Below are 26,123 nucleotides of genomic sequence, written 5' to 3' on the forward strand. Positions count from 1 at the left end.
TCACTCAGGCCTTTTTGGCGTCTGCCCCCCGAGCTGAGGGTAAACAACGCCGCCAGGGCGCCTTCGAAATAAATGCCCAGCTTGCCGCCCGTCGGGGAGGGCTGGAGCACTATTCAATCAATCAGGCCGCGCAACGCTTCCTTTGAGGTGCCCCTAGATTTGCAGACGGTTTGCTTGGTAAGTTTGGAACCAAGGAGAGACAGATATGAGTATGGGAATTCGGTTTACGGATGAGTTTAAGCAGGACGCCGTAGCGCTGGATGTTGAGCGTGGATATGCGGTCAGCGAAGTGGCTGAGCCACTGGGGCTTAGCACCAAGTCGCTGTACACGTGGAAGGCGCAGTTTGCGAAGTCGCCACAGGTCAGATCAGAGGTCGCGGAAGAAGCGGCAGAGATCAGGCGGTTGAAGCGTGAGTCGGCACGGGTCACTGAGGACGGACAATCCTAAACAAGGCGACCGCATACTTCGCGCGCGAGTCTTAGTGAGGTATGCGTCTATTGAGGCTCACCGCACTGAGTTTTCGGTGCGGTCAATGTGCCGCGTGCTGATGGTTCATTTCAGCGGCTTCTACGCATGGCTTAAAGAACCGTTAAGCCCGCGTGCGCTTGAAGATGTGAGGCAGACTGATCTAATGCCATAGGGCATGGGCCGATAGCGGGGAAATATATGGATACCGCAAATTGCATGACGATCTGCGCGATGCAGGTGAGATCTTTTCTGAGAACCGTGTTGCGCGTTTAGCCAGTTTAAGTTTAGCGGGCATAACGGCGCAGATTGGCTACAAACGCCGGCCTGCAGTTAAGTTATCCGGCTGACGCTTTGAGGTGAAAATAAAATAGCATATGACCGCCATATCATAGCATTGACCGTGGCGAGTAACACTGCAAGCGAGCCAAGATCCTTGGCTGCGTCTGAAAGGCGGATGTCGCTCCAGCGAAATGCGGTCAACAATGGATTCGATGGCGGTATTCAGCACCTCGACCAACCAAGCCCAAGTTCCAGGTACTCAAAACGATAGCGGTCTTTAGGTGGTTGCCTGAGATGAGCATGACCGAAACAGGCGCGATTGACGTCAGAAAAAGCTCCAGCCTAAAGGCAGCCTAGTTTTTGCAGGCGTATCGAAACCCTGCCCTGGCAGGCGAGCTTCGCAAGATACAGGCGTCGAAACTTGTTTTGTTCTTTTGGTGGTTCTCAACTGCCATCACTACCTACTGACGCAATCGAGGCTTCATTTGCGACGCGTGCCTGTACGCGGGAATAGTTTATAAATTTCACGATCTGCTCTGCCTCTTCTTCTGTGTAACCAGTGCCGCTGAGTTCAGTTTTATCCCCGTTCAGAGTGATAACGCCCACACGGTCGTCAGAGAAGATACTGAATTGGTTTCTTTGATCGCCTCGGCGTTGAATGATGTAGTCTGCCAACACAGGCTCGTTGCCAAAAACAGCGCCACGCACGGCACTCGTACATATCTCTCCTCGTCCAAGACCTATGAAACTGTTAGCTATGTCCACCTGACTATACGGCGCAGTGACCGTCTTGGATTCGGGAGCCAAGGTATTGCTGACAACAATCGCTGGCACCTGCGTATAGGCCTTTTCAAATCCGAATAATTCGACTTCTTCGCTCACGAGTGGACGCATGGCGCGGTGGTCTCCGATAACAACAAGGTGGCCTGTTTCAAAGAACCCACGCTCATCTAGAGAAGCATGAAGAGACGCAATCTGTTGGTCGACGTATCGGATTACCTGTTCTTCAGAGCGCTCGCCCGTTTCGGGGTGGATGAATGGGTGATGGCTCGAAACGGATTTCACGAAGATCAATTTTTCTTGAGCACTCTCATCAACTACTTGAATAATGCGCTCTACCAGTGCGGCATCAGGTGCGGCATTAAAAGCAAATCGGGGCCATTCGTCATAGATTGAAGCCTCACTGCCCTCAACTTGGCCGAAGCCGATCGAATTCATCCAGTCACCGGTAGAGGAGAATGCGAGATCTGAGGTCGTCAGAAAATAGGTTTCATATCCACGTTCCACCAACACGCTGACAAGAGATGGTTCAACGTGCCAGTAGCCCGTAAATTTAGTGCTGCCCCCGCTTGTCAGCGTGTTTGGCGGATAGATGGGGAAATTAGCCGTGAGAAGAGACAGTTCTCCATCCTCGGTTGTAAAGCCATTTGCAAATAGATTGACCAAAGCCAAGTTGCGCCGTGCGAGTCGGTCAAGTTCCGGCGTCCAGTTGTTTAGCCCGCTGAAAAAGTTCGAGTGATAGGAAGAAAGCGATTCCACCATATAAAATATAATTGGCCCCGCGATGGTCGGCACACTTCTACACGATTGTTCGAAGGGGTTGGACAACGTAGCTTCAAAATTGGCGCTGTAAGGTCTCAATTCTAGGCTTGCGGTATAGTTGTGCGAAAACAGGTTTTGATAAAATCGATAATGAACATACCCTGTATCGCGTGTCTGCCATGCCGCTGCACTGGTTTCGCCCAAGAGCAAAACACACGCGCTGGCTGGTGCCAAGCCAACCTTACTTTGGCGCAGAAGGTGCCAGACTAAGTATTTTATCCCGACAATACCCAGAATGGCAAAGGCAAGAGCGAGCAGAAATTTGAAACCGAGGTCGGTGATATATTTCAGAGCGTAGCTGCCGTATTTCATCGTATCGGCAAAATTCAACCGTGCCGCGAACTGCTCGAACAGCAACACATCCAATATAAGGAAGAGCTGCAGCGATGCAGCCGTGCAAAAGCATACAATCGCCACAGGTTTCCACTGTACCGACACGACGGCGATCAAAAGAGCGAGGATAAGAGCGAGAATGACAAAATCGTTGCGCAATACCTCGACCATGCCTTGCCATTCGGTGCCAAGCAAATCGCGAAGGCGCAGCTCGATATTGTAGCCTCTATACAGGGTTGGTATGAATGCGTAGGCTAGAATAACAGTGACCTTAAGCACACTAACTCTCCACTATTTTGCGACTGCGATATTAAAAAAGCCTAACATCTGATTCCAATAGTTAAAAGGTCGTCCGGCGGCCGAAAAAAGGCCGGATTTTTGTTGTCCGCCATGCCGCAGTGCAACGAAAAACCCTGTTTCGAAGTAACTTTAGCGTCTGCTTCCAATGCCGCGGCATGGCCGGTTCGCGACCGCAGCGAACTTCCTCTTTCCGCCCTTCATGTCGGATGCTGCGTTGCGGCAATGTGATCGAACTGCGTCTGTGTCGTTGTGGAAATATATTCCGATTTCAGTTCCATCTGGCCGGAAGAGACTAAAACCGAAGTTACTAATTGGATTTCAAATAAGTCATCCTAAAGCAGCATCTTTCAATCTGAACACCAAGATGGCGCAGCCACCAGCTACAGAGAATACCGGCCCAGAGAGAACCAATTTACACGATTCCTAGCATGGGCGGTGCTTAAACAAATCTGCGTAACCTTCGAATATAACGAAGAAAATTCTCCTCAATCGGAAAGGGAAAACAGTTTCTTGAGGGTAAGTGGCGGAGGGAACGCGGTCCGCGCCTAACCTTCTATACCACTTATTTTTTTTATTTTTCTATGATGAACTACCGGTTCGAATTCCACCTGATCTAAACGCGACTGAAATCCACACCGCATACTTTCATCCACCCTCTTTTTCGTGATCACGCGCTCGCCACATATCTTAGCGCTCGCCTTTGACGTTTACGAAAACCCGATCGACTTGTCATTGCCATTGGTATCTGACGTGCATGTGCTCTGCACTTCAGCATTAAACTTCGGAAGCGAATGTCGGAGCAAACAACCTGCACCCTCATCAATGCGTAATCGCCCATCATCTCGACAACCGCTACCCCTCTGGCAGCAGGGTCCGCTCCTCAGCCGCCAATGCCTGAAACGTCCAGTAGTGCTCCCCAACTGGCGGACATGCTGCCAAGGGACCCGTTTGAAAACCCGCCGTCGCGCAGGCAGTCCACCAGCTCATTCTTATCACGAGGACTTCGAGCCGCCGCCTGTAACATCCAGCGCTGAACTTTGATGGTCTTATCTCTAGCTTCAAGGCGCTTAGCGATCCGCCCGTGCGCTCACAGGCGCGGTGGATCAACAGCAGGAACATCAGGATAGCGAGGGCGGTGGCAACCACCACGCCGCCCACAGCCCTGCCTGTCACTCCAACCTCGGCGAATAGCCTCCGAACACTCCACACGTGCCACTGCCTACCTCTTCGGGTAGCAAAATTCGGTTTACGGGCGTGTTTAAGCAGACGATCATCTAAGCGCTAATGAAACGGAACAGCATGTCAAAGCGCGAATTCCCTCGGACTTTTGTCATCACGTTCTCAGCGCGACTGCAACATCCTGAAACGAATTGATAACCCGCGATTCTGCGCGTTCCCTGAGAAATGCCAGAAAATATCGGGTCCGAATGTCGGCAACTATGATAGGGATGGCTCTTAAATTCTGGTGTGGTACAAACTCAAAATCTGCCACAAACCCAATTCCTAATCCTTGCTCTACCGCCTTCCAAATGCCTTCTCGACTGCTTAGATCAAGAATAGGCATTACTGTGATGTTGGCGCCGGTCAGTGCCGTTTCAATCGCCATGCGTGTGGTCGATCCCCGTTCCCGCTGGATAACCCTTTGCCTTGCAATTCTGCGATGAAAATACTGTCACGTTCGTAAAATGGATGGTCGGCATTAACGAACACCACAACGGCATGCGTGCTGTAGGGAATCGTTGTGACGCGGGCGTCCGTGGCGACCTCTGCGATCAGTGCGACGTCGACCTCGTAGGCTAGTAAACGCTCGAAGCTGCGCTTTGAGTTGCCAAATTGTACGGTGATGTCGATATTTGGGTATTCCAGTTTATAAGCGACGATGATGTCAGTGGCATGGAGCGGCCCGATGGCAGCTATACGCAGCGATCCTGAATGTAATCCCTTGAACGAGTTCAGCAAATCGGAGGCTTCTTCCTCGATCTGAAAGAGGTGTGGAATGCCCCCACTGAAGTGGTCCACCTTTTGGGATAGAATTATCCCGTTTTCAGGAGGACGACGAGATGGCTGGCAAACGAGAGAAGCCCGAAGATATTGTGCTGAAGCTACGGCAAGTTGAAGTGCTGCAAGGGCAAGGGCGGTCGACGGCGGAAGCGGTGCGTCAGATCGGTGTGACGGTTCAGACTTATTATCGATGGCGCAAAGAATATGGCGGCATGAACCGCAATCAGCTCAAGCGGCTTAAAGAGCTGGAAACAGAGAATACTCGGCTCAGGCGTGCGGTGTCGGATCTGACACTGGACAAGATGATCTTGACTGAGGCCGCACGGGGAAACTTCTAAGCCCTTCCCGCCGCCGTCGGTGCATTGATCATGTGCGGCAGACCCTTGGCGTATCTGAGCGCCGGGTCTGCCGCACACTCGGGCAGCATCGTTCGACACAGCGCAAGGAACCTTGCGGCTTGCCGGACGAAGCGCGGCTAACCGAGGACATCATTGCACTGACGGAAGAGTTCGGACGCTATGCGCTGCCCGGCAGGCGATGCTCGCATCGCCGAGAGGGGGTACCGCATGATCACCGGGATGTTGAACAACAGCGGATGGCATGTGAATCACAAGCGCGTAGAGCGAATTTGGCGGCGCGAAGGGCTGAAAGTTCCACAAAACAACCCAAGAAGGGGCGGCTCTGGCTGAACGACGGATCTTGCGTGAGGCTGCGGCCTGAGCGCCCAAACCACGTTTGGTCGTATGACTTCGTCCAAGATCGCACACACGATGGGCGGGTCTACCGCACACTGAATATCATCGATGAGTTCACGAAGGAGGCGCTTGTGATCAGGGTTAAACGTAAGCTCAATTCAACAGACGTGGTCGACGCCTTGACCGATCTGTTTATCCTGAGAGGGCCGCCAGAATATATCAGATCGGATAATGGCGCGGAATTTATCGCAAAAAAAGTGCGTGCCTGGATCGGGGCAGTTGGCGCGAAAACCGCTTTCATCGCGCCAGGCTCACCATGGGAAAACGGATACTGCGAGAGCTTCAACTCCCGCTTCCGCGACGAGCTGCTGAACGGGGAGGTCTTCTTCACGTTGCGCGAGGCTCAGATCCTGATCGAAAGATGGCGCCGGCACTACAACACAGTCAGGCCACACAGCGCCTTGGATTATCGTCCACCGGCACCAAAAAGCATCGTACCGATAGACCAGAGACCGACCATGCATTAACATTTAAACTGGACCACCCGATGGGGGCACACCATAGAATTAATAAATTTGATTGATACCGGAGAGCGTTTCATGCTCGCTTGAAATTAGCTGACCTGCGATCCGGAGAGCACCGATGTGGACCTATAATAATCCCGTGAACATCAAATTTGGTTCCGGCGCGTTCGATCAGTTGCACTCACTTATCGCAGGCCGTCGGTATGCCTTAGTAACCTATTCCGAGCCACCATTCGTAGCGCTGACGGTTAGGCTAACCGCTGCAGTTGGTGCGCCAGTTCTGACGATTAATGATATTGCCCCCAACCCAGACTACTCCTTGTTGACAGACCAGTGCGCCCGGTTCGCAACTCTTTCTAAAGCACCAAAAGTGATCGTCGCGCTGGGTGGGGGCTCGGTCATAGATTCTGCCAAAGTCGTTGCCATCGCAGAGGGGGATTTTGCACGCGTTCGCGCCTATCTTGAGACAAAAAAAGGTGGCGATGCCCTCACCTTCATTCCGATCATCGCAATTCCGACCACCGCTGGGACCGGTAGCGAAGTTACCAGTTGGGCTACTGTGTGGGACGAGGCGAATAAGCACAAACATTCGCTGGCGCACCCAAACCGCCGCCGCGCAGTAAGGGGCCAGCCCATGACCAAGATCGAGCAACGCCACGAGGGAATGCGCATCGTTGGCGAAATTGTCTTTATCGATGATGTCATCGAGGTGCTCTACCCCTACACCGATAAGGTCGTGGGCACCGTCCCGGCGGGCAAGGCCGAACACGCGCGCCGCGCGTTCGAGATCGCCGAAGCCGACGCCCGTGATGCGCTGATCCGCCCCGATCCGCTCTGATGGCCTGAATGTTCGCCTCCGCATTGACGGTCTGACCGGGCTGGCGCGCCAAATGAGGACTAATCTCGGGGCAGCGGCATGACCCGCGCGAAGGCAGTACCCGACACCGTGACCGGGCACATCCCATTTCGCTTCGTGAAGCGCCGCGGGCGCAAGGAAATGCAACTGCCGGATGGAGTCTCCGACCAGCGCAAGATGGACGACACGCTCATTAAGGCGTTGGCGCGGGCGTTTCGGTGGAAGCGAATGCTGGAGTCGGCGGAGTTCACAGGAAAAAACAAAATGAGATCATCGCTGTGTTCGCAAGGAGTTAACGGTAACCTTCGCCGCCGCAGTTTCTGCATCGCATCGTTATGCGCCCATAACATGAACTGCACTGAGCGTGTCTCGGAGTTCCGTTTTTGTCGCGTCCCAATACGATCTCACCCTTGGCGCCGCAAAACTCACAAGGGATTTGGCCAGTTGCGTGACAACGGTTGCAACGTTGCCTCACCGACTTCTTTGGTTCTTGAGAAGGATGCTTCCACATACTGCCTATGGCCCTCAACAAAAGAAACACGCATTAAGACACCATATTTACGAGCTGTTGTCACGCCTTATGAAACGCGAAAAACCGTGCAGTTGGACGGCGAACGGCGAACGGAAACACAACAACCAATTGGGCTTTGGGGCTGCAGCTGCCGCGTTGAAGCAATGCAAGTAAAGTGAATACGCCAAAAGCTCACTCATGGCCCAAAGCTGACCTTAGTTGGATACACGTCGAATGAGCAGTCCCACCCCGAAACGGACCTTAATTCTCATTCGCATTGCTGAGTGTTTTGAGAAACTTTAGGCAGAGACCGGTATTCCGTTGCACATTCGAAATAATCAAAAATAATTCCCCGAGACGGTCATTTTTCATAACAGGTGGTCCTTACTTACTCCGGTATCCACACGTCCCGCCACAGCTAATGTTCCTTGGCGCGGATTGAGATCACAACTGCATCGAGGAGCCATCTGTCATTCGGCCGTGGACGATCTTGCCGGATGCAATCTGCGAAATGCAGTTCAAAGCGATTAACCCACAATCGGACCGCTTCCGGGCTGACAACTATGTACCGTTCGGCTCACAAATCCTGAATAACTGGCAACTTGAGAAGCTCGCTTGTTTGACTCGGTGTCGCGACTGGCCGGCCCATTGCCTTAGCAAGTCCTGCAACGTGATAAATAAGATCGGCATTCGTGGGTTGCCCAAGTTCAGGATAGAGGTAGTCCCCCAAGCCAATCGAAACATGTCCACCCATTTCGATCGCAATGGCGGCCGGGGCGGTCAGATTTCCGATCTTGTTACATACTGACCATTCCACGGCCCTTCGCGGCAAGAAATCCTGATGCGCAAGAAGCCCGCACGCCGTCCCTGGATGGCCACCCAACATGCCATGATCCGTCAACTCGAAGAGTAAGAAAGGGACATCATCACCCTCGTGCATCTCGGCCAAAGCATCGAAGAGGCGCGTGAAGGCGATTGGCCAACTAATGAATTGCGGTCGGACACCCAAGGTTCGGAACGTAGCGATGAACTCCAGGAGAGTCTCGACCGAGTTGGCATATACGTTGTCTTGAGTTACGAAGCCTTCAGTGGCTCCCGCAAACCTATCGATGTTAGTTGAGCCGGTATCGACCGGCACGAAATCGGGCCTCAAACCCATATCGACAAGCCTGGAAATATGTTTGGTTCGCTGCACGGCGTCGCCTTGGACACTGACCTGACCGAGCGTAGGATTTACCAAAACATCAGATTGAGCGCGGATCAGACGAATGGTCTCGGCATAAAGGGCGATGTCATGTGCGGGCGCACCATCCAAGCCGCGCACATGAAAATGCACGATGGCGGCTCCAGCCTCTCGCGCGCGCGTGGCTGCAGCGGCAATTTCAGCAGGAGGTAGGGCACATTTGAATTGTCCCCACGCATCATATATTCGTTCACTCGCGCCTCAATAATCAGAGGCTTGGTCGAGATCGGATTGCCGCTCATCATGTTATGTAATCTCCGTTCTTATGATGCCAAGCCTTGCATGATTGGAACAGGGTCGGATTTGACCTCGAACCGGTGGTGTCAGATGGATGCGACCTCGTCTCAGTTTTTCAGTATCGGCAATCTGTTATGCTGCAAAAAGGTCGCGCCACTCGGCAAGAGCGGCGTCACGGTTCAGCTTGAAATTCGCCCGGCTGTAGAAGCTGCGCTCTTGGTTGAAATGGTTGCAGACAGAGGTCTGAACGGCAGCAAACATCGGGCCAAATCTGTTCCAACAGAACCGCACCGTTTCGTGGCTGATATCGATGCCGCGTTCGTCGAGGAGGTCCTCCACATTTCTAAGCGAAAGCGGAAAACGGACATATGTCATCACCGCGCGGCGGATGATGTCAGGGCTGGTTTTGAAGGGCCGAAATGGGGAGTGGTTTGTCATCCAGAATGGCTACGAAACCGCCTTGCCCGCTTCAAGACGGTTTCATCTGACAAAGCCCCCCAGATACATCACCAAACGGGGCCTAAATTTCAGCCGTTCACATCCACCACAACCCTGCCTTTTACTTGGCCTTTTAGGATGTCGCGGCCCAGCGCTGGCAGATCGCTCAATGTGGCGGATTGCACAATCGCCTCCAGCTTCTCCATCGGCAGATCGCTGGCGATCCGCTTCCACGCCTCGACGCGCCGTGCATAGGGTTGCATGACCGAGTCGATGCCCAAAAGGTTCACGCCCCGCAGGATAAACGGTGTGATCAGCGCCCCCTCGATCGGCGCGCCTCCGGCAAGCCCTATGGCCGCAACAGACGCGCCATACTTCATCTGCTTCAGCACGCGGCCCAGCATCGCCCCGGCCACCGCGTCGATGCAGCCAGACCACTGCTCTGCCTCCAGCGGCTTCTTGGTCACCTCGCTCAAATCCTCGCGCGGCACGATCTGGGTCGCACCCAGCCCCTTCAGGTAATCGCTGGTTTCAGGCCGCCCTGTGACAGCGGCCACCTTGTAGCCCAACTGCGCAAGGATCGCGACCGCCACGCTGCCCACACCGCCCGCCGCGCCCGTGACCAGAACAGGGTCCGCGCCCGGCTTTAGCCCCGCATCCTCCAGCGCCATGATCGCCAGCATCGCGGTAATTCCGGCCGTGCCCACCGCCATCGCCTGCCGCGTATCCAGACCGTCCGGCAGTGGCACCAGCCAGTCCGCCTTGACCCGCGCCTTTTGCGCATAGCCGCCCCAATGCGCCTCGCCCACGCGCCAGCCGGTCAGAACCACCTTGTCGCCCGGCTTGTAGCGCGCGTCATCCGATGCCTCGACCGTCCCGGCAAAGTCGATGCCCGGAACATGCGGATACTTACGCACCAACCCCGCGCCCGGCCCAATGCAGAGGCCGTCCTTGTAGTTCAGGCCGGAATATTCGACCGCGACCGTCACGTCGCCATTCGGCAGATCGCTCTCGGAAATCTGGGTGACTGCGGCGCTTGTCTTGCCGCTGCCCTCGTCTTTGGTCACGATCAGTGCGTTGAATGACATGTTGCGTCTCCCTTTAGATTGCTGTCAGAGCGCCGTCTGATCATGCGTGCACACCATCGCCGGCGGCGACGATACTATCGCGAAGTACATCTACGAATGTATCGATCTGCTCCGCGCTCAGGATGAGGGGCGGCGACATTACGGCCATCCCACCAAGCGGGCGCACGATCAGCCCACGCTTTTGCGCCTCGCGCGCGACGCGTTTTCCGATATCTGTCTCGTTGCTGAACATTTCCTTCGTTTCTTTGTCTTTGACGAACTCCATTCCGATCATGAAATGGCTGCCACGCACCTCTCCAACAATATCCAGATCGCCCAGCTCCTTTAACTTACGCTCAAAGCGTTTGCCCTCAATCTTCACATGGTCGAAGATGTTTTCCTCTTCCAGAATGCGGATGTTTGCGAGTGCTGCCGCAGCGCAGGCAGGGTGGCCCGAATAAGTCATGCCGTGCAGGAACATGTTATTCTCGCCCGAGATAACGTCATAAATCTCGTCCGAGATAATCGTCGCGGCCATCGGCTGATACCCCGAGGTCATACCTTTGGCGGTGGTGATGATGTCAGGCTGCACGCCAAAGACGTCCTTTGACGCAAACATATGGCCAAGTCGCCCAAAGGCCGTCACCACCTCGTCCGAAATATACTTAATGTCGTTCTCACGGCAGATTTCGGCAGTTGCCTTCTGATAACCTTCGGGCGGGACGATCACGCCGCCCGCGCCCATGATCGGCTCGGCAATGAAGCACGCAATGTTTTCTGCCCCGATGCGCTGGATGCTGCTGCGCATATCATCCAACAGATGGTCGAGGAATTCGGCCTCAGTCATCTCACCGCCCTCGCGGTAGAAACTGGGCGAGGCCATGTGATGCACGAGATCATCGGCGCTATTCCAGTTCTCGCGAAAGCCCGGTGTCGTCATCGCAATCGCCATGTGGGTCGAGCCGTGATAGGCACCGATACGCGACAGGATCATCTTTTTTTCCGGCTGGCCCAGTCGATTGTAATAGTGATGAAGGATACGGATGGCGGTGTCGTTCGCGACCGACCCAGAATTTGAGAAGTAGACACGGTTCAGGCTGCCCGGCGCTAGCGATGCAATCTTTGCGGCCAGTTGCGCAGCCGCAGGGTGGCTGAGATTGTAGAACGTCGAATAGAAGTCCAGTTCGCGCAATTGGTCCGCAATGGCGTCAATGATTTCGTCCCGACCATGACCGACATTGACGCACCATAGCCCGCCGATACCGTCCATCAGCTCGCGGCCTTCGTGGTCGTAGACATAAGCGCCCTTGGCCCGGTTAATGAAGGTCTTGCCGCCATCCTGTTTCAGCGCGTGCAAATCCGCAAAGGAATGGATCAGATGCGCGTCCATTGCGTGCAGATCGTCGAGTGTTGCCGTTTTGGTCATTGGGTCATCTCCTCAATCACGGGGGGTGTTGTGCATGCGTCCGGGCGGATCCTGATGGCCACCCGGACAAAGGCGCAGTTCACTTCTTAACGTTGGTCCAAATCTGGTCGTAGACCGCTTGCGTTTCGGCATCGCAGACCTTGACGAAAACGCCATTTCCGTCCTCAGGCGCGTTCATCTCTGGCTGAGTGCGCAGGCTGTCTTCCATCTCATCCTTGGCGCCTTTGACGCCGGCGTCGTAGCGGGCGTAGTTGCTGACGGCGGCGATGTTCTCGGGCACAAGGAGGAAGTCTAGGAACTTGAGTGCATTTGCGCGGTTCGGTGCGTCCTTAAGCAGCACGCCGTTATCCATCCAGACGATGTATCCTTCCTTGGGGAAGGCATATTCAATGTTCGCCCCTTCCATCCGGGCGCGCGCGCCAAACCCATTCCAGATCATGCTGGCGGCGACATCTCCGGACACAAGAATGTCTTTGGTTGTGTCCGAGTTCATTGAAACCCAGTCACCCTTGGCTTCCTGCAGCAGGGCATTCAGCGATTTCAACTGGTCGCGATCCTGCGTGCATTGCGGGATGTCCAGATAGATCGATGCTAGTGCAAGGACGTCGTTCTGCGCGTCCAGCATGTTGATCTTGCCCTTCAACTCATCAGGCGCGTCGAACAAAATAGCGAGCGAGTTTATATCGCCCTGATAGACGTCACGATTGACGGTGAAGCTGGTCGTACCCCACTGATAGGGAATCGAGTGCTTGCGCCCCGGATCAAATTCGACGTTGAGCCATTGATCCTGAATGTTGTCGAAGTTCGACAGCTCATCAGACGAAAACTCGCCCACAAGGTCCTGATTGGACATGATCTCGACCATGTAGTCGCCCGGGAACGCGATGTCGTATTCACCGATTGCCCCAGCCTTGAGCGAGGCGAGCAGCGCCTCGTTGGAGTCGTAGGTGTCCATCACGACATCGATGCCTGTCTCGGCGGTAAACTTATCCAGCAAATCCTGCGGGATGTATTCGAACCAATGGTAGAGAACGACCTTCTCCTGCGCGGCGACTGAGGTGCCCAGCCCGGCGGCGATGGCCGCGGCGATCAATGTGCTGATATGCAGTTTCATTTTCTTACTCCCTGTTGATTATTTGGTGTTGTCGAATTTTGCTGCGATGAACGATAGCGAGACGATGACCATCGACAGCGCCAGCAGCATCGTCGAAATTGCCATGATGTCCGGCTTGATCCCCTGCTTGACCGCGCCAAAGATGGCCGTCGGCAAGGTCTCGATACCCGCGCCCTTCACAAACTGTGTGATGAGGAAGTCGTCCATCGAGATGATGAACGCCAACAGGAAGCCCGACACGACCCCCGGCAACATCAGCGGCAACAGGATCCTGCGGAACGCCTGAAAGCGCGAGGCGTAGAGATCCATCGCTGCCATCTCGTAACTTTCGTCGACGCCCTGCATCCGCGCGGCGATCGGCATGTAGGCGAAGGGGATGCAGAACGCGATATGCGCGATCAGGATGGTCATGTAGCCGCGTGTAAAGCCGATCGAGTTAAAGAAGATCAGCGTCGCGACGGCAGTCACAATTTCGGGCACCATCAGCGGCAGCGTGACCAGCCCTAGCGACAGGCGGCGGGTGCGATACTCGCCACTGCGAATGACGGCCATCGCGGCCGAGAACGAGATCACCGTGGCCGTCGTCGCCGCAATCAGCGCAATGCTTACCGAATTCCAGGCAGCCGCCTTGAGCTTGTCCGAGTTCGGTCCTGTGAACACCTCACCATACCAATGCAGGCTGAAGCCGTCCCACCGGGTGATCGAAACGGACGAGTTGAACGAATAGATCGCAACGATGATCAGCGGTGCATAGAGCACAACAAGGCAAATGATCGTGATGGGGAGAAAGCCGGGATAGCGGCGCACGTCGGTTTTGGAGCCCCTCATGACTTCACCTCCGCCTTGTTGTTTTTGGTTTGGCGGCGCGCGACTACGATCAGCACCAGCAGAACCATGCTGAGCAGGATCATCGACGCTGCCGCACCGAAGGGCCAATTGCCTGCTTGCCCCTTGAACTGGTCCTCAATAAGCGAGCCGATCATGTAATTGCGCGCCCCTCCCAGAAGGTCCGGCGCCAGAAACGATCCCAGCGAGGGGATGAAAACGAGGATACAGCCCGCGATCACACCCGGGCGCACGGCAGGCAGAATTATCCGGCGCAGCGTGGTCCATCGGCTGGCATAAAGATCGGCTGCCGCCTCTGACAGACGGTGATCATATTGCTCGATCGCCGCATAGATCGGCAGCACCATGAACGGCAGGTAGCTGTAGAAAAGACCTAGTTGTACGGCGATGTTGGTGTTCACGATCTTGAGCGGATCGTCGATCACACCGGTCCAGAGCAGGAATGCGTTAAGTGGTCCCTCGTCGCGCAGAAGGAACTTCATCGAAACGGTCCGGATCAGCAGATTGACCCAATATGGGATCGTGATCAGGAACACCCAAGTTGCGCGGACATGAGGCGCCCGCGTGGCAATGTAATACGCGGTGGGAAATCCGATCAGCAGGCTGATGATCATCGCAATGCTGGCTTGCAGGATCGAGCGGCCATAGATGCCGATATAGGTCCATTCTATGCTGGCTGGCTCGTCTCCGAAAAGACCACGGTTGAAGAAGAATTGGTCGTAGGCCTCCAGCGAGAAACTCCATTCGACGCCGCCGCGGAATTCCTTGGTCAGGAAGGAGTAGACCAACATGATGCAGAGCGGCGCGACTACCACTACGGTCAATACCAGCCATGACGGCAGGAGCAGCCAGCGCCGCGCGCTACGATAGACGTCGGCCTTGACGCCGCCGCCCGGTGCCGCACCGCCCGCCATCAGTCAGCCAACAGACGCGTACCGCCTGCCTCCAGATGCACTTGGACGGGGGCGCCGGGCTGAAAAACAGATTTTAGCCCGAGGCCGGAATTAGGTGTCATCACCCGTATGATCGGACCGTTTTCCAGCTGCACGGAGCACTCGAAATTCGAGCCAGAATAGACCGTGTCGCGCATTGTCGCCTTTAGGCCGCCATCGGATGAAGCGCCCGCTGTCAACGATATCCGCTCGGGGCGGACCGAAATATGCGCCTTTGCGCCTTTCGCCGCTCCCTTGATGGCCGGACAATCTACCATGTGCCCGCCCTCAAGGCGGCATCGGGCGGTTTTGCCATTCACCTCTTCGACGGTAGCGGACAGAAGGTTCGTCTCACCAATGAAATCGGCGACGAACCGATTGAGCGGCTGTTCATAAATCTCGCGAGGGGTGCCAAGCTGCTGAAGCTCGCCCGCCGACATCACGGCGATACGGTCAGACATTGTCAGCGCCTCGTCCTGATCGTGGGTAACAAAGATAAAGGTCACGCCGGTCTGCTGCTGCAAATCCTTCAGCTCGGCACGCATGGCTTGCCGCAGTTTAAGGTCCAGCGCCGAAAGAGGCTCATCAAGTAGCAGCACCTTCGGCTCAGGTGCCAATGCGCGGGCCAGTGCCACACGTTGTTGCTGGCCGCCTGACAATTGCGATGGCTTGCGCGCGGCAAACTGGCTTAGATGAACCAGCTCCAGCATCTCGCCGGCTTTGGTGCGGGCGGCGGATTTCGACATGCCTCGCATCTCTAGACCGAACATAATGTTCTGCAGGATCGTCATGTGCGGAAAGAGCGCATAGTTCTGAAACACCGTATTGACCGGTCGTTTATGCGCTGGCAGCGATTTAATCTCTTCGCCGTAGAGCAGGATTTCGCCCTCGGTAACGCTCTCGAATCCCGCGATCATGCGTAGGAGGGTCGTCTTGCCGCAGCCCGAGGGGCCAAGCAGCGTAAAAAATTCGTTATGTCTGATGGTGAGCGAGATTTTCTGCAGCGCGGTGAAATTGCCGTAGCGTTTAACGACATCTCGCGCATGGACGGCGCCTAATTCGGCGGCATCATTGCGCGTTCTGGCTGTTGCCTGACCGATCATTCTCTTGCTCCCTTCTCCATGCCTTTGCGGCATGTCGGCACGACCAGCGCCGACACGCGGTTTTTCACTCGTCCGTCAACGCGCCATACCTTTTGTCGCGATAATCCAGCGCCTTTCGCAGGCCCTCGCTGCGCACCAGTTCGACAAACTGGGTTTTTTCTGGTGCCTCGGCGGCATTCAGCGTGGCAGCGAGATCGAGGTTAACGTTGACGGCGTTACGCAGCCCCATCGCCTCGTAGGCGCGGTTCAGCGCGGTCTTGGTCAGCCGCAGCGTTACCAGCGGCGTCAGTGCGATCTTTGACGCCAGTTTCTGCACTGTTTCGTCCAGATCCTCAGGCGCGACGACCTTGTTGATCATCCCGATGCGTTCGGCCTCGACCGCATCAATTGTGTCGCCGGTCAGTAGCAGTTCCATCGTCTTTTTCTGGCCCACGATGAACGGCATAAGCAACGTGACCGGACCCGACCCAAAGCGTATTTCAGGCTCGCCAAACTTGGCGCGATCGGTTGCCACGATCATGTCGCAGGCCATTGCCAACTCGCAGGCACCGGCCAGACACCAGCCATCTACGGCGCCAATCACGGGCTTCTTGCAGCCCCAGACAGCCATGCTTAGACCGACATTGTTGGTTAATGCGGCGTGCCAATCCTCGGGGCGAGAAATACCCATCTCGACCTCTTGGGCGATGTCGTAGCCGACCGAGAAATTGCCATTCGCGCCAGTCAGAACGATCACCCGGACATCATCGTCACGCTCAAATGCCTCGACTGCCTCGCGCGCGGCGCCCACGACTTCGCCTGAAAGTGCGTTGATCTTTTTCGGGCGGTTCAGTGTAATCCAGCCGATATTGTCCCTGATCTCGGATTTAACTTCGCTCATCATGCCGCCTCCGCCCTGCGCGTGACGCGTCCGCCTACCGGCACGCCATGGGCCACGGTCATCGCGTTGGGGCTGAATTGCACAGCTGCCTGCTCGATCTCGGCCAGAAGAGCATCGTCAGCGTCGGCATCCACCTCGATATGATAATCGAGGCCCTTCATCTTGACCTCGGCATCGTCGCGAATGTTCATGAAACCGGCCAGATCCAGACTGCCGGTCATCGTCACCTTGAGCGAACGTAGCGCGACCTTCTTGACGGATGTGTTCACCACAAAGCCCACCATGATGCAGGCACCTACACCGGACATCAGATATTCCTGCGGCGTCGGTCCAGTAGACTCGCCCAATAGCTGCGGCGGCTCGTCCACCACCCACGTAAAGTTACGTTCAATCCGTTCGCCGCCAAGGTGCATAGGCAGGGTATTGACCGTGGCGCGCACGCCCTTGTCCCAAGTCAGGCTAACGCCATACTCCGCAATACCCTTGGCTGGGTCCGCCTCAATGGCATCACGCGCCTCAAAGAGGCCCTCGACGTTTACATCATTCAGCATTTTAGTCTCCTTTTTGGTTGTGATTATTGGCCGCTAGGCGGGCCATGTCGCGCAGCGCGGTCTTTTGCACTTTGCCAGTTCCTGAATAGGGAAAACTCTCGACGAACTCGTATCGTTTGGGCCGCTTGAAACCCGGCAACCGCTCGCGGCACCAATCATCAAGCGTGGCTGCGTCCAGCGCGCCACAGGCAGCCTTTAGGCGAACAAAGGCGCATGGCACCTCGCCCCATTTGTCATCAGGCATTGGCACGACGGCGGCCTCCTCGATCATGTCGTGGTGTGCGAGGACCCTCTCAACCTCGACGGATGAAATGTTTTCGCCGCCGGAAATGATGATGTCCTTCGCTCGGTCCAAAATCTCCAGATAGCCGTCCGGATGGAGCACGCCCAAATCGCCCGTGTGCAGCCAGCCGTCCCGAAACGCGGCATCGGTCGCGACAGGATCGTTGAAATACCCGCTCATCACCGTGTTTGAACGGATGCAGACCTCGCCGATGCTCGCTCCGTCATGGGGCAGGATCGCGCCAGTCTTTTGGTCCTGCAGGCACACTTCTTCGACGGCCAGTTGCGGGACACCCTGACGGCTGAGATGCGCCACGCGCGCATCAACACCTTGCGTCTCGAAGTCTTCGGTAGGAGCCGAGTAGATCGAATTGCTTAGCGTTTCCGTCATTCCATAAAGCTGCGTGATGTTGAAGCCGAGCTGCCCCATCCGCGTGATCCACGGCCTGCTAGGCGGCGCGCCGCCTGTCGCCACCTCGACGATGCGCGTCAGGTTTCGCCCGCTCGACGCCGGATCGGCTAGCAGCATTCCCAGAACCGTCGGCGCGCAGGCAAGATGCGTGACGCCTTCCGTCTCGATGGTGTCAAGAATACGCGCCGCGTCCACCTTGCGCTGCAATATGTGCGTGCCCGCCCGCGCAGTAATGGCCCACGACATGCACCATCCGTTGCAGTGAAACAGCGGCACAACCCACAGGAAGACCGGCCAGGTTGGAATATTCCAAAGCAACGCGATACCCAAAGAATTAAGATACGCCGCGCGGTGCGAATGCAGCACACCCTTGGGTGCGCCGGACGTGCCGGAGGTATAATTCAGAACCAATGGATCCGTCTCTGCCAGTGGCCGCGCCGGATGCGATGCAGGGACGGCGCTGGCAAGCGCCTCTTCGTAATCCAAACCCGTCGCGCCAGTTGTGACGCCGGCGGCTTTGTCGGCGGCGTGGATCATCGGGCAATGATGCCCGGCAGCCAGCAGCGCCGCATGCGCCATGTCTGCGTATTCAACATCAGCGATCACGACGGCGGGCCGGGCCGCGCAAAAGATAAACTCCAGATGAGAGGCATCCTGCCGCGTGTTAATTGCGTTCAGCACCGCCCCCAGCATCGGCACTGCAAAATGCGCCTCAAGCATTGCAGGAACATTAGGCGCAATGATCGAAACCGTATCGCCCGCCTTTACCCCCAGCCCTTCTAGCACCGTTGCCAGTCGGCTGCATCGCTCGGCAAAAGCGCGATAGGTCGTACGCCGGCCGCCGTAAACCCAAGCAATGCGTTCGGGATAAGTGCGCGCGGCAAACCTGAGGAAGGATAGCGGCGACAGCGGCACGAAATTGGCGTCGACGGAGGGGGAGGTCATCATCATGTGCTGCTTCTCGGCCAGACGCCAAGCGCGCGAACGACGGTATGACATTTCAGCGCTAACACAAACCGGACCCCCTTTGCCGCTATGCCATTACTGTAAATCTCTCTCTTTTTAATATGCAATATCGTTTTTATGTAGTAAAAACCGATAACACATTTTACTTACTTCATCGGATTTATAATGCCTCAAACTTACAACGTGGACACACCTGACAGGCTGCTCGATTCCGCCGAAAAACTGTTTAGCAAGAAGGGTTACGGCGCGGTCACGCTTTCGGCGCTTGCAAAGGATGCTGGCGCGAACGTTGGCCAGATAGTCTATCACTTCACCACCAAAGAGGCTCTGTTTCACGCTTGCATCCTGCGGCGATCCAACGTGCTGTCACGCGAGCGGCACAGCTTATTGACGAACTACACCCGCCTCGTCGGCCCCGAGAACGTCGCGATTGAGCCGTTGATTCGCGCCTATGTCGATCCATTCTTTGATAAGGTAAGGGGGGGCGACGAGGGCTGGCACAACTATACCCTCCTGCTGGCAAGGGTCGTTTGGCGCGAGAATTCAGCCAATACTTTGGCCGCTGGTTTTAACGAGGTGGCGATCGAATTCCTCAAGAGCTTTCGGATGGCACTGCCGGGCCTCACACAGGACGGCGCGGTGCGCGGATTCCAGTTTCTGCTGGCGACGCTTTACAGTTCGGTCTCAGACGACAGACGCATTGAGCTGTTGACTGACGGCACCTCGCGCGCTGGTGATTATGACGCGTACTACCGTTTCCTGATCCCGTTTATCGCCGCAGGGTTCGAGCGCATTGCGCAATGATGCGCTTGCCCGACGGCGCACGCGGTCAAAACGACTGTAAGGTGCCCTACTACGGCGACACCATGATCAGGTATTGCCAAATTGTGTGTCGGCAAAGGCTGGATCAATTCGCCATTTCAACGGTGTATTCGACCCAGAGGATGAACGCGTCGTTTCGGGCGGGGCGAAATGAGGTTGCGTTGAGTTGGTAGCGGCGGGGAAGGAAGATCAGGTTGATCTGGTGCTGCGCAGACAGAAATCTCTGGGCCTGCCGGTGAGACTTGAACCGGCCGAATATCTTCTCCCGCTCGCGGGCCGGCCTGTGCGACACTTCGATCGCGTTGTTGAAGCCTTCGCGGGTGCGGTGATCAGCGTCGGGAGCTAGTGTTTTAACCGGCTTGATGTAGCTGCGAAGTGGCCTCACGGTTGGCTGATAGTAATGAGCTTGAGCTCAAGGTTAAACTCAGCGAGTTGTCATGTGAGATCTGGCCGATAATGTATCCCATTCGATCAGCATAACCTGTTGGACATCATGAGTATGTCTTTGAAGTCGGCGGCAATGAGGCAATTTACGGTCGATGAATTATATCATCTTTGCGTTCTGGATCCTCTTCAATATACCAATGATGTTATTTATCTCCGTTTCTCCGCCACGCGTATCGGTGTTCGGAACAGCCCGAAGATCTCGCACAAGTCCCGCTCAAACATCCGGTCCCCGCCCTTCTTGTTTCCTTCGATGATATCATCCCGCAACCGTTACTTCACTTCGCACAATCGCAAGAAAGGCGACCGCACCGCAGCCCAAGGGACATTGTCTGGGCAAGCCAGCCTGCCAGTATAGTCAACACCAGAAAGCCCCAGTCATGAATTCCTTTGCCGCAACGCCCGCCCTTCAGACTGTCGTCGATCTTGCCCTGAACCATGAGACTAAGTGGCCCCGAAGTATGTTCTACCCTGGCGGCGCGTATGTGGGGAATGTCGAGTGGGCCGAGAGCGGTCCCTGGACCGAGATCGTAGGCCCCGTCGCAGAGCGCGGCGGACCCGCAGGCGTCATCCTGCACGGCAGCGAGCGGATAGCCGAATGGGGCGACACCAACCGCACCGACATGACGTTTTCCATTGCGAAAAGCTATCTTTCCGTTCTTGCCGGACTGGCCGTGAAGGATGGTTTGATTGCTGATCTGGACGTGCCGGTCGGTGATACGGTGAAGGGGCCGCATTTCTCAAGCCCCCATAATTCCACAATTACGTGGCGACACATGCTTCAAATGAACAGTGAGTGGCGGGGCGAGATCTTTGGCAAGGACGATCAGGTCGATCACTATCGCCAGATAGGCGTGGGCGCCGATAACAGTCGCAAGGGCCAGCTGCGGAACGTTGGCGCGCCGGGCAGCTATTACGAATATAATGACGTGCGCGTGAATGCCCTGGCCTTTGCCCTGTTGTGCCGGTTCGGCAAGCCATTGCCCGAGGTTCTGCGCGAGCGGATCATGGACCCCATCGGTGCCTCGAAGGGCTGGACCTGGGAAGGCTATTCGACCTCATGGGTCGACATCGATGGCCAGCGGGTCCAGTCGGTCACCGGTGGAGGGCACTGGGGCGGGGGGCTGTTCATCAGTGCCAACGATCATGCAAAATTTGGTCTGTTCATTAAACAGAACGGTGCATGGGGCGGCGCCCAGATCCTGCCGGAAAACTGGATGCAGATATCGCGCGAGCCGACACCAACGCTAGACAGGTACGGATTCCTTTGGTGGCTAAACAGGGGGCAGGATGCAAACCCCAAACTGCCGTCGACATCGTTCAGCGCTCTGGGGGCGGGAGGGCATTGCCTATGGATTAGCCCCGATGACGATATCGTGGCAGTCATGAGGTGGCTCGACCCCGCCCATGCCCAAGAATTCCTTGAGGCCCTGATGCGCGCGATCCGATGAAAAAACGTGGGCAAAACGCGCGCAATCTCGCCGATCAAAATATGACGGTAGGCGGCCAATTTTGGCGTTTAACGTTATGATGAGCCATTTGCGTATCCGGCGATGACATTGGCAACGTTCCGGCCCAAAGCCTCCATTGCATAGCCGCCTTCCATGATGAATTGCGTTGACAGACCTGCCTTAGCGATCATGCGGCCTATTGCGACGTAATCTTCGCTTTGCAATTCGAACCCGCCGACGGGATCACCTGCGAAACTGTCGACCCCGAGCGAGACTACCAGAGTGTCTGGCGCGTAGGCTTGGATCCGGGCCAACGCGACTTCTAGTGCCGGGCCCCAAACGCTGAAGTCAGTGCCGCGCGGCATCGGAAGGTTTAGGTTATAGCCCTTGCCCGCATCTGTGCCGACTTCGGTCGCATATCCCATCAGGAATGGATATTCGTCTTCTGGGCGGCAGTGCAGAGAGGCATAAAACACGTCAGCACGGTCATAGAATATGGCCTGCGTACCATTCCCATGATGATAGTCGATGTCCAATATGGCGACGCGCTGGGCCCCGGCATTCAGATGTGCCTGTGCCGCGATCGCTGCGTTGTTAAGGTAGCAATATCCCCCTGCCATATCCCGCGACGCATGATGCCCCGGCGGGCGGCACAGCGAAAATACCGCGCGCTCACCTTGTTGCATCAGGTCGACGCCTGTCAGAGCGGCGTCCTTGGCCGAATTGATAGCTCGCCACGTCCCTTTTACGAAAGGCACGCAGACATCAAAGGTGTAACAGCTAAGCATCGAATGCACCGACTGATTGGGCACCTGATCCATCCCGCGCATCCCAAAGGTATAGGCGGTCGCAAAACCGCCGGGGCCAAACTCGGCCTCCCATAGGGGGTAGCATCGCTCCAGAAAGCTGACGAAGGCGGGGTCATGGACCTGATGCACGGTTTCGAACCCATGCGGTTCGGGCGGTACAATGTCTGCAAAACCCGCGTCTGCCAGCGCCGCCATGATCATATCCATACGCTCGGGGCTTTCGGACATGGGGATCATCTGATCGTATCGCATTTCCTTGGCGCCAGCGTGGTCGCGATGATCGTTTGAATAGATCAGCTTCATGGTTGTCCCTTTGTAACGTGGAGGTGGTAATTGTGTTGCCACGCCTGACAAAACCGGTCGGCGGTAATGGCGATGATCGCCATCCCAATCCCTGCAACGAAACCCTGACCAAAGTTGCCAGCTGACAGCCCGACATACACTTCTTGGCCCAGTCCCGTGGTCCCAACCAGGGCCGCGATGACCAGCATGGCGATGCCGTACATTATGGATTGGTTCAGCCCGAGCATGATGTTCGGCAGCGCCAAGGGCATTTTGACCAGAAACAACATCTGAGCGCGGGATGTACCAAGGCTTGACGCTGCCTCGACGACTGTTTCTGAAACATGCCGCAACCCGTGCTCGGTATAGCGAAACGCGGGGACATAGGCATATCCGATTATGGCAAGCAGCGCTGCAAACTCCCCGATCTTAAAGATCATCACAACTGGGATTAGCAGGACGAATGGGGGAAGCGTCTGCATGGTGTCGTTGATAGGGCGCATAAAATGCGAGAACCCGTTGTACTGGGCAGCCAAAGTGCCCAGTGACGCGCCAATGATAAATGACAGGCTGACTGCAATCGCGCACAGATAGACCGACAGCATCGCTTTATCCCAACTACCCGAGAAGAGTAGAAACAGCACGCCAAGCGCCGTACCGACCGCAAGCTTTCGCCCCCCCAATCGATAGGCAAACCAGGTCAGGATCGACAGGACCGCGATCCACGGCATATCTGTCAGGCCGATGTAGAAAACCAGCCCCGCCAGCACAGCCGTCACAGCCAAACCAGTATGGCCTTTGCGCCATGCGCTCAATGATGCCAAGACGACGAGCGCCGCATAACTGGCCACATGCCAAGCCGTCGGGGTAAAGCCCCAAGTGTATGGCCCCACGGTTTTGTCCAACCCGATCTTAAGCGGAAGCATCACGAAAAACAGGCAGGCTGTCTTGATCGCCTCCACCGCCGGTTTGGACGCGATGACAAACCGTTCAATCACTTGGTTAAGTGGCGCAGCAAAATCAAAGTGCCATGCATCAGGCCATTGCCCCAAAACCGGCACAGCGTCTCGCAATCCCACCAGCAGCCCGGCCACCACCAGCAGCGAGATGGGGAAAATATATCGTTGCAGCAGGGGTTTTCTGACCATCGCGCTGCCCTGCCTTTCGGCCAACCCAAAGGTGATGCGGTCTAGAATCATCGCCATCAGTGCAATGACAATGCCCGCGATCAAGCTTTCGCCAAACTGCGCTTTGCGCATTGTTGACAGAACTTCCCAACCGATGTCGGCTGTGCCGCCAATGATGGAGGCAATGATGACCATCGATAGCGACGCCATAGTGGTCTGGTTGACCCCGATTAGGATCTGTTTCAGCGCCGAGGGAAATCGCACGCGCCAGAATAACTGAGCGCCTGTGGCGCCGGACATAAGTCCAGATTCTACTATTTCCAACGGCACGCCGCGCAGCCCCAACATCGTGTTGCGCACCATTGGGGGAAATGAAAACAAGATTGAAGCCACCAAACCGACAACCGGACCAAAGCCGAACAGCAGCAGAATTGGCAGCAAGTAAGCGAACGCGGGAATGGTTTGCGAGATATCCAAAAGAGGCATGATCAGCCGCTTTGCCCGGTCTGACGTGTCCCCGAGAACTCCCAATAAGAACCCGACTAACACGGCAAGCGGGACAGAGATAAACACCAGTGCAAACGAATTCATGGCCTCGTCCCACAAATCAACCCCCAGCACATAAAGCAGGCTTATCCCGGTAAACCCGGCCAGCCACGCACCGCCCGCGCGGAACGCGATCATGACCAGAATAGCTATAAATGCGCTCCACGGTAGCCAATGTAACAGGGCCCGCATCCAGCCCATCGGATAGCCCAGCAAGAGTGTTATGGCTTTGAAAAACGGCTCAGTATTGGCGACCAGCCAGTTCATTATCGCGTTAAGCAGCCCGCCAATAGGCAGTTGCAGGGCGCTAGGAAATTTAGCGACCCAATCTATGTGACCCATCGCCAAGACGCATAGTGCGGACAGCAAGATGACCGCAGGCCAGCCGAACCGCGATCCCAAGGTTTGACCCGTTCGTTGCGCCATTGCGTTGTTTGCCATGCTAGACGCCGTGCCCGTCGCGAGCCTCATCGACCGAGGCTAGCGTCTGAATCAATGAAACCGGGGTGATCACGCCCAATGCGTGCCCATCTGGGCCATCGACAACCACGCCGGACGGGTTTTGGGCCAGTTCGGACAGTACCGATTCCACAATCATTGATGCAGGCACATGCGCCATGCTGGCGATGTCACCTGTCGCGGGAACCACGCAGGCCCCTGCTCGCAATACGCGGATGCGGGGTACTTCGGAAGTAAACTGCGCGACGTAGTCGTCCACGGGATGTAGGATAAGATCCTCGGGCGTGCCTTCCTGGACGATTTTGCCATCGCGCATGATTGCCATACGGTCCGCGATACGCAGCGCCTCCAGAAAATCATGCGTGATAAAAACGATGGATTTGTGCAGCACCTTCTGGATGCGTAAAAACTCATCCTGCATCTGCCTGCGGATCAACGGGTCAAGCGCCGAGAAAGGCTCGTCCAGGAACCACACCTCCGGCTCTACCGCCAGCGAACGGGCGATCCCGACGCGTTGCTGTTGCCCGCCGGATAACTGGGCGGGAAATGCATCTTCGCGGCCGTCAAGATCGACCAGCGAGATGACACGGTGGGCGCGTTCGCGCTGGTCGCGGAGCGACAATCCCTGCAACTTCAGAGGGAAGGCGACGTTTTCGAGAACCGTCAGGTGGGGCAGCAGGCCGAAGTTCTGAAAAACCATGCCCATCTTGTGACGGCGAATGTCGATCAATTCCTTGTCGCTTTTGGTCAGCAGATTGTCGCTGTCCAAGAGCACCTCGCCATGATTTGCGTCAACCAGCCGTGACAGGCAACGAACAACGGTGGATTTTCCAGACCCCGACAGACCCATGATGACAAAGATTTCGCCCTCATGTACATCAAAACTGACATCGATGGCTGCCGGAATGTGATCCTCGGCGCGCATCCGGGATGCCAAGGCGTCGACGTCTATTTTATAGCCGACGTCATCGAAATAATACCCTGGCTTTGTGCCGTAGACTTTCCACAGATTGCGGCAAGATAATTTCACCGGCCGTTGCGTATCTGCTGTGTTGGTTGCCGACTCTGCCATTCGCGATCCCATCAGGCCAAAAGGCCCGGCGCTGAGCGCCGGAC

General features: G+C 56.0%; 22 protein-coding genes and 4 pseudogenes. 8 read left to right on the plus strand and 18 right to left on the minus strand.

Going from position 1 to position 26,123, the window contains the following annotated elements; all coding sequences use genetic code 11:
• Positions 1-205 precede the first annotated feature (205 nt).
• Together MK6180000_RS18555 and MK6180000_RS21055 are read left to right on the plus strand one after the other, a co-directional pair.
• Positions 206-448, plus strand: a complete 243-nt coding sequence (locus MK6180000_RS18555; RefSeq protein ID WP_138936088.1) for a transposase — start codon at positions 206-208, stop codon at positions 446-448.
• A 203-nt stretch (positions 449-651) separates the two neighbouring features.
• Positions 652-816, plus strand: a pseudogene (locus tag MK6180000_RS21055) (IS3 family transposase); the annotation flags it as partial.
• On the opposite strand, the gene MK6180000_RS21060 reads toward MK6180000_RS21055, so the two are convergent.
• The 3 genes and pseudogenes from MK6180000_RS21060 to MK6180000_RS21065 all read right to left on the minus strand — a co-directional run bounded on the left by MK6180000_RS21060 (position 780) and on the right by MK6180000_RS21065 (position 5,002).
• Positions 780-986, minus strand: coding sequence for a diacylglycerol kinase (locus tag MK6180000_RS21060; RefSeq protein WP_212751927.1), 207 nt, complete (start codon positions 984-986; stop codon positions 780-782). The pseudogene MK6180000_RS21055 and the gene MK6180000_RS21060 overlap by 37 nt on opposite strands.
• A gap of 206 nt (positions 987-1,192) precedes the next feature.
• On the minus strand, positions 1,193-2,962 hold the full coding sequence (locus tag MK6180000_RS18570; RefSeq protein WP_138936089.1) for an LTA synthase family protein: 1,770 nt from the start codon (positions 2,960-2,962) through the stop codon (positions 1,193-1,195).
• A 1,354-nt stretch (positions 2,963-4,316) separates the two neighbouring features.
• Positions 4,317-5,002, minus strand: a pseudogene (locus MK6180000_RS21065) (LysR substrate-binding domain-containing protein).
• Between the two features lie 41 nt (positions 5,003-5,043).
• Here MK6180000_RS21065 and MK6180000_RS21070 point away from each other — a divergent pair.
• The 4 genes from MK6180000_RS21070 (at position 5,044) to MK6180000_RS21075 (ending at position 7,749) form a co-directional block, all read left to right on the plus strand.
• The gene (locus tag MK6180000_RS21070; protein ID WP_425466852.1) at positions 5,044-5,322 is read left to right on the plus strand and encodes a transposase; all 279 of its coding nucleotides are present in this window, start codon (positions 5,044-5,046) and stop codon (positions 5,320-5,322) included.
• Between the two features lie 32 nt (positions 5,323-5,354).
• The gene (locus tag MK6180000_RS18590; protein WP_425466853.1) at positions 5,355-6,206 is read left to right on the plus strand and encodes an IS3 family transposase; all 852 of its coding nucleotides are present in this window, start codon (positions 5,355-5,357) and stop codon (positions 6,204-6,206) included.
• Positions 6,207-6,321: 115 nt separating this feature from the next.
• Complete coding sequence (locus MK6180000_RS18595; protein WP_212751928.1) at positions 6,322-7,041, plus strand: iron-containing alcohol dehydrogenase; 720 nt, start codon at positions 6,322-6,324, stop codon at positions 7,039-7,041.
• A 78-nt stretch (positions 7,042-7,119) separates the two neighbouring features.
• Positions 7,120-7,749, plus strand: a complete 630-nt coding sequence (locus MK6180000_RS21075) for a hypothetical protein (RefSeq protein ID WP_425466854.1) — start codon at positions 7,120-7,122, stop codon at positions 7,747-7,749.
• A 398-nt stretch (positions 7,750-8,147) separates the two neighbouring features.
• Here MK6180000_RS21075 and MK6180000_RS18610 read toward each other — a convergent pair whose 3' ends face one another.
• From MK6180000_RS18610 to MK6180000_RS18660, 11 genes and pseudogenes are all read right to left on the minus strand, one after another.
• A complete protein-coding gene (locus MK6180000_RS18610; protein WP_425466855.1) occupies positions 8,148-8,906 on the minus strand; it encodes a beta-keto acid cleavage family enzyme in 759 nt (252 codons plus the stop codon).
• A 393-nt stretch (positions 8,907-9,299) separates the two neighbouring features.
• Positions 9,300-9,488 (minus strand): annotated as a pseudogene (locus MK6180000_RS20775) (IS6 family transposase); the annotation flags it as partial.
• 89 nt (positions 9,489-9,577) lie between these two features.
• Positions 9,578-10,576, minus strand: coding sequence for an MDR family oxidoreductase (locus tag MK6180000_RS18620; RefSeq protein ID WP_138936093.1), 999 nt, complete (start codon positions 10,574-10,576; stop codon positions 9,578-9,580).
• A gap of 40 nt (positions 10,577-10,616) precedes the next feature.
• Positions 10,617-11,981, minus strand: a complete 1,365-nt coding sequence (locus MK6180000_RS18625; RefSeq protein ID WP_138936094.1) for an aminotransferase class III-fold pyridoxal phosphate-dependent enzyme — start codon at positions 11,979-11,981, stop codon at positions 10,617-10,619.
• A 79-nt stretch (positions 11,982-12,060) separates the two neighbouring features.
• On the minus strand, positions 12,061-13,095 hold the full coding sequence (locus MK6180000_RS18630) for an extracellular solute-binding protein (protein ID WP_138936095.1): 1,035 nt from the start codon (positions 13,093-13,095) through the stop codon (positions 12,061-12,063).
• An 18-nt stretch (positions 13,096-13,113) separates the two neighbouring features.
• A complete protein-coding gene (locus MK6180000_RS18635; protein ID WP_138936096.1) occupies positions 13,114-13,923 on the minus strand; it encodes an ABC transporter permease in 810 nt (269 codons plus the stop codon).
• Positions 13,920-14,855: an ABC transporter permease gene (locus tag MK6180000_RS18640; protein ID WP_138936097.1), complete on the minus strand. Its 936-nt coding sequence runs from the start codon at positions 14,853-14,855 to the stop codon at positions 13,920-13,922. Before MK6180000_RS18640 ends, MK6180000_RS18635 begins: the two co-directional genes overlap by 4 nt.
• Positions 14,855-15,976 (minus strand): ABC transporter ATP-binding protein, encoded by a 1,122-nt coding sequence (locus tag MK6180000_RS18645; RefSeq protein ID WP_138936098.1) that lies wholly within the window; start codon positions 15,974-15,976, stop codon positions 14,855-14,857. Before MK6180000_RS18645 ends, MK6180000_RS18640 begins: the two co-directional genes overlap by 1 nt.
• Positions 15,977-16,040: 64 nt before the next feature.
• Positions 16,041-16,856, minus strand: coding sequence for an enoyl-CoA hydratase/isomerase family protein (locus MK6180000_RS18650; protein ID WP_138936583.1), 816 nt, complete (start codon positions 16,854-16,856; stop codon positions 16,041-16,043).
• Positions 16,856-17,407, minus strand: coding sequence for an OsmC family protein (locus MK6180000_RS18655; protein ID WP_138936099.1), 552 nt, complete (start codon positions 17,405-17,407; stop codon positions 16,856-16,858). The genes MK6180000_RS18650 and MK6180000_RS18655 overlap by 1 nt, the downstream gene beginning before the upstream one ends.
• Before the next feature lies 1 nt (position 17,408).
• Positions 17,409-19,052, minus strand: a complete 1,644-nt coding sequence (locus MK6180000_RS18660) for an AMP-binding protein (RefSeq protein WP_171054691.1) — start codon at positions 19,050-19,052, stop codon at positions 17,409-17,411.
• Positions 19,053-19,232: 180 nt separating this feature from the next.
• On the opposite strand from MK6180000_RS18660, the gene MK6180000_RS18665 reads away from it, so the two are divergent.
• On the plus strand, positions 19,233-19,871 hold the full coding sequence (locus tag MK6180000_RS18665; protein WP_138936101.1) for a TetR/AcrR family transcriptional regulator: 639 nt from the start codon (positions 19,233-19,235) through the stop codon (positions 19,869-19,871).
• A gap of 103 nt (positions 19,872-19,974) precedes the next feature.
• On the opposite strand, the pseudogene MK6180000_RS18670 reads toward MK6180000_RS18665, so the two are convergent.
• A pseudogene (locus MK6180000_RS18670) lies at positions 19,975-20,295 on the minus strand (IS6 family transposase); the annotation flags it as partial.
• A 418-nt stretch (positions 20,296-20,713) separates the two neighbouring features.
• Here MK6180000_RS18670 and MK6180000_RS18680 point away from each other — a divergent pair.
• Positions 20,714-21,784, plus strand: a complete 1,071-nt coding sequence (locus MK6180000_RS18680) for a serine hydrolase domain-containing protein (RefSeq protein ID WP_138936103.1) — start codon at positions 20,714-20,716, stop codon at positions 21,782-21,784.
• A gap of 74 nt (positions 21,785-21,858) precedes the next feature.
• Here the strand turns inward: MK6180000_RS18680 and MK6180000_RS18685 are convergent, their stop codons facing one another.
• The 3 genes from MK6180000_RS18685 to MK6180000_RS18695 are packed head-to-tail and all read right to left on the minus strand — an operon-like array spanning position 21,859 to position 26,079.
• Positions 21,859-22,896 carry a histone deacetylase family protein gene (locus MK6180000_RS18685; protein ID WP_138936104.1) on the minus strand — a complete coding sequence of 346 codons (1,038 nt, stop codon included), beginning with the start codon at positions 22,894-22,896 and terminating at the stop codon, positions 21,859-21,861.
• Positions 22,893-24,989 carry an ABC transporter permease gene (locus tag MK6180000_RS18690; protein ID WP_212751929.1) on the minus strand — a complete coding sequence of 699 codons (2,097 nt, stop codon included), beginning with the start codon at positions 24,987-24,989 and terminating at the stop codon, positions 22,893-22,895. Before MK6180000_RS18690 ends, MK6180000_RS18685 begins: the two co-directional genes overlap by 4 nt.
• Position 24,990: 1 nt before the next feature.
• Positions 24,991-26,079 carry a quaternary amine ABC transporter ATP-binding protein gene (locus MK6180000_RS18695; RefSeq protein WP_138936105.1) on the minus strand — a complete coding sequence of 363 codons (1,089 nt, stop codon included), beginning with the start codon at positions 26,077-26,079 and terminating at the stop codon, positions 24,991-24,993.
• Positions 26,080-26,123: the final 44 nt, after the last annotated feature.

Source organism: Roseovarius arcticus (genome assembly GCF_006125015.1).
Taxonomy (GTDB): Bacteria; Pseudomonadota; Alphaproteobacteria; order Rhodobacterales; family Rhodobacteraceae; genus Roseovarius; species Roseovarius arcticus.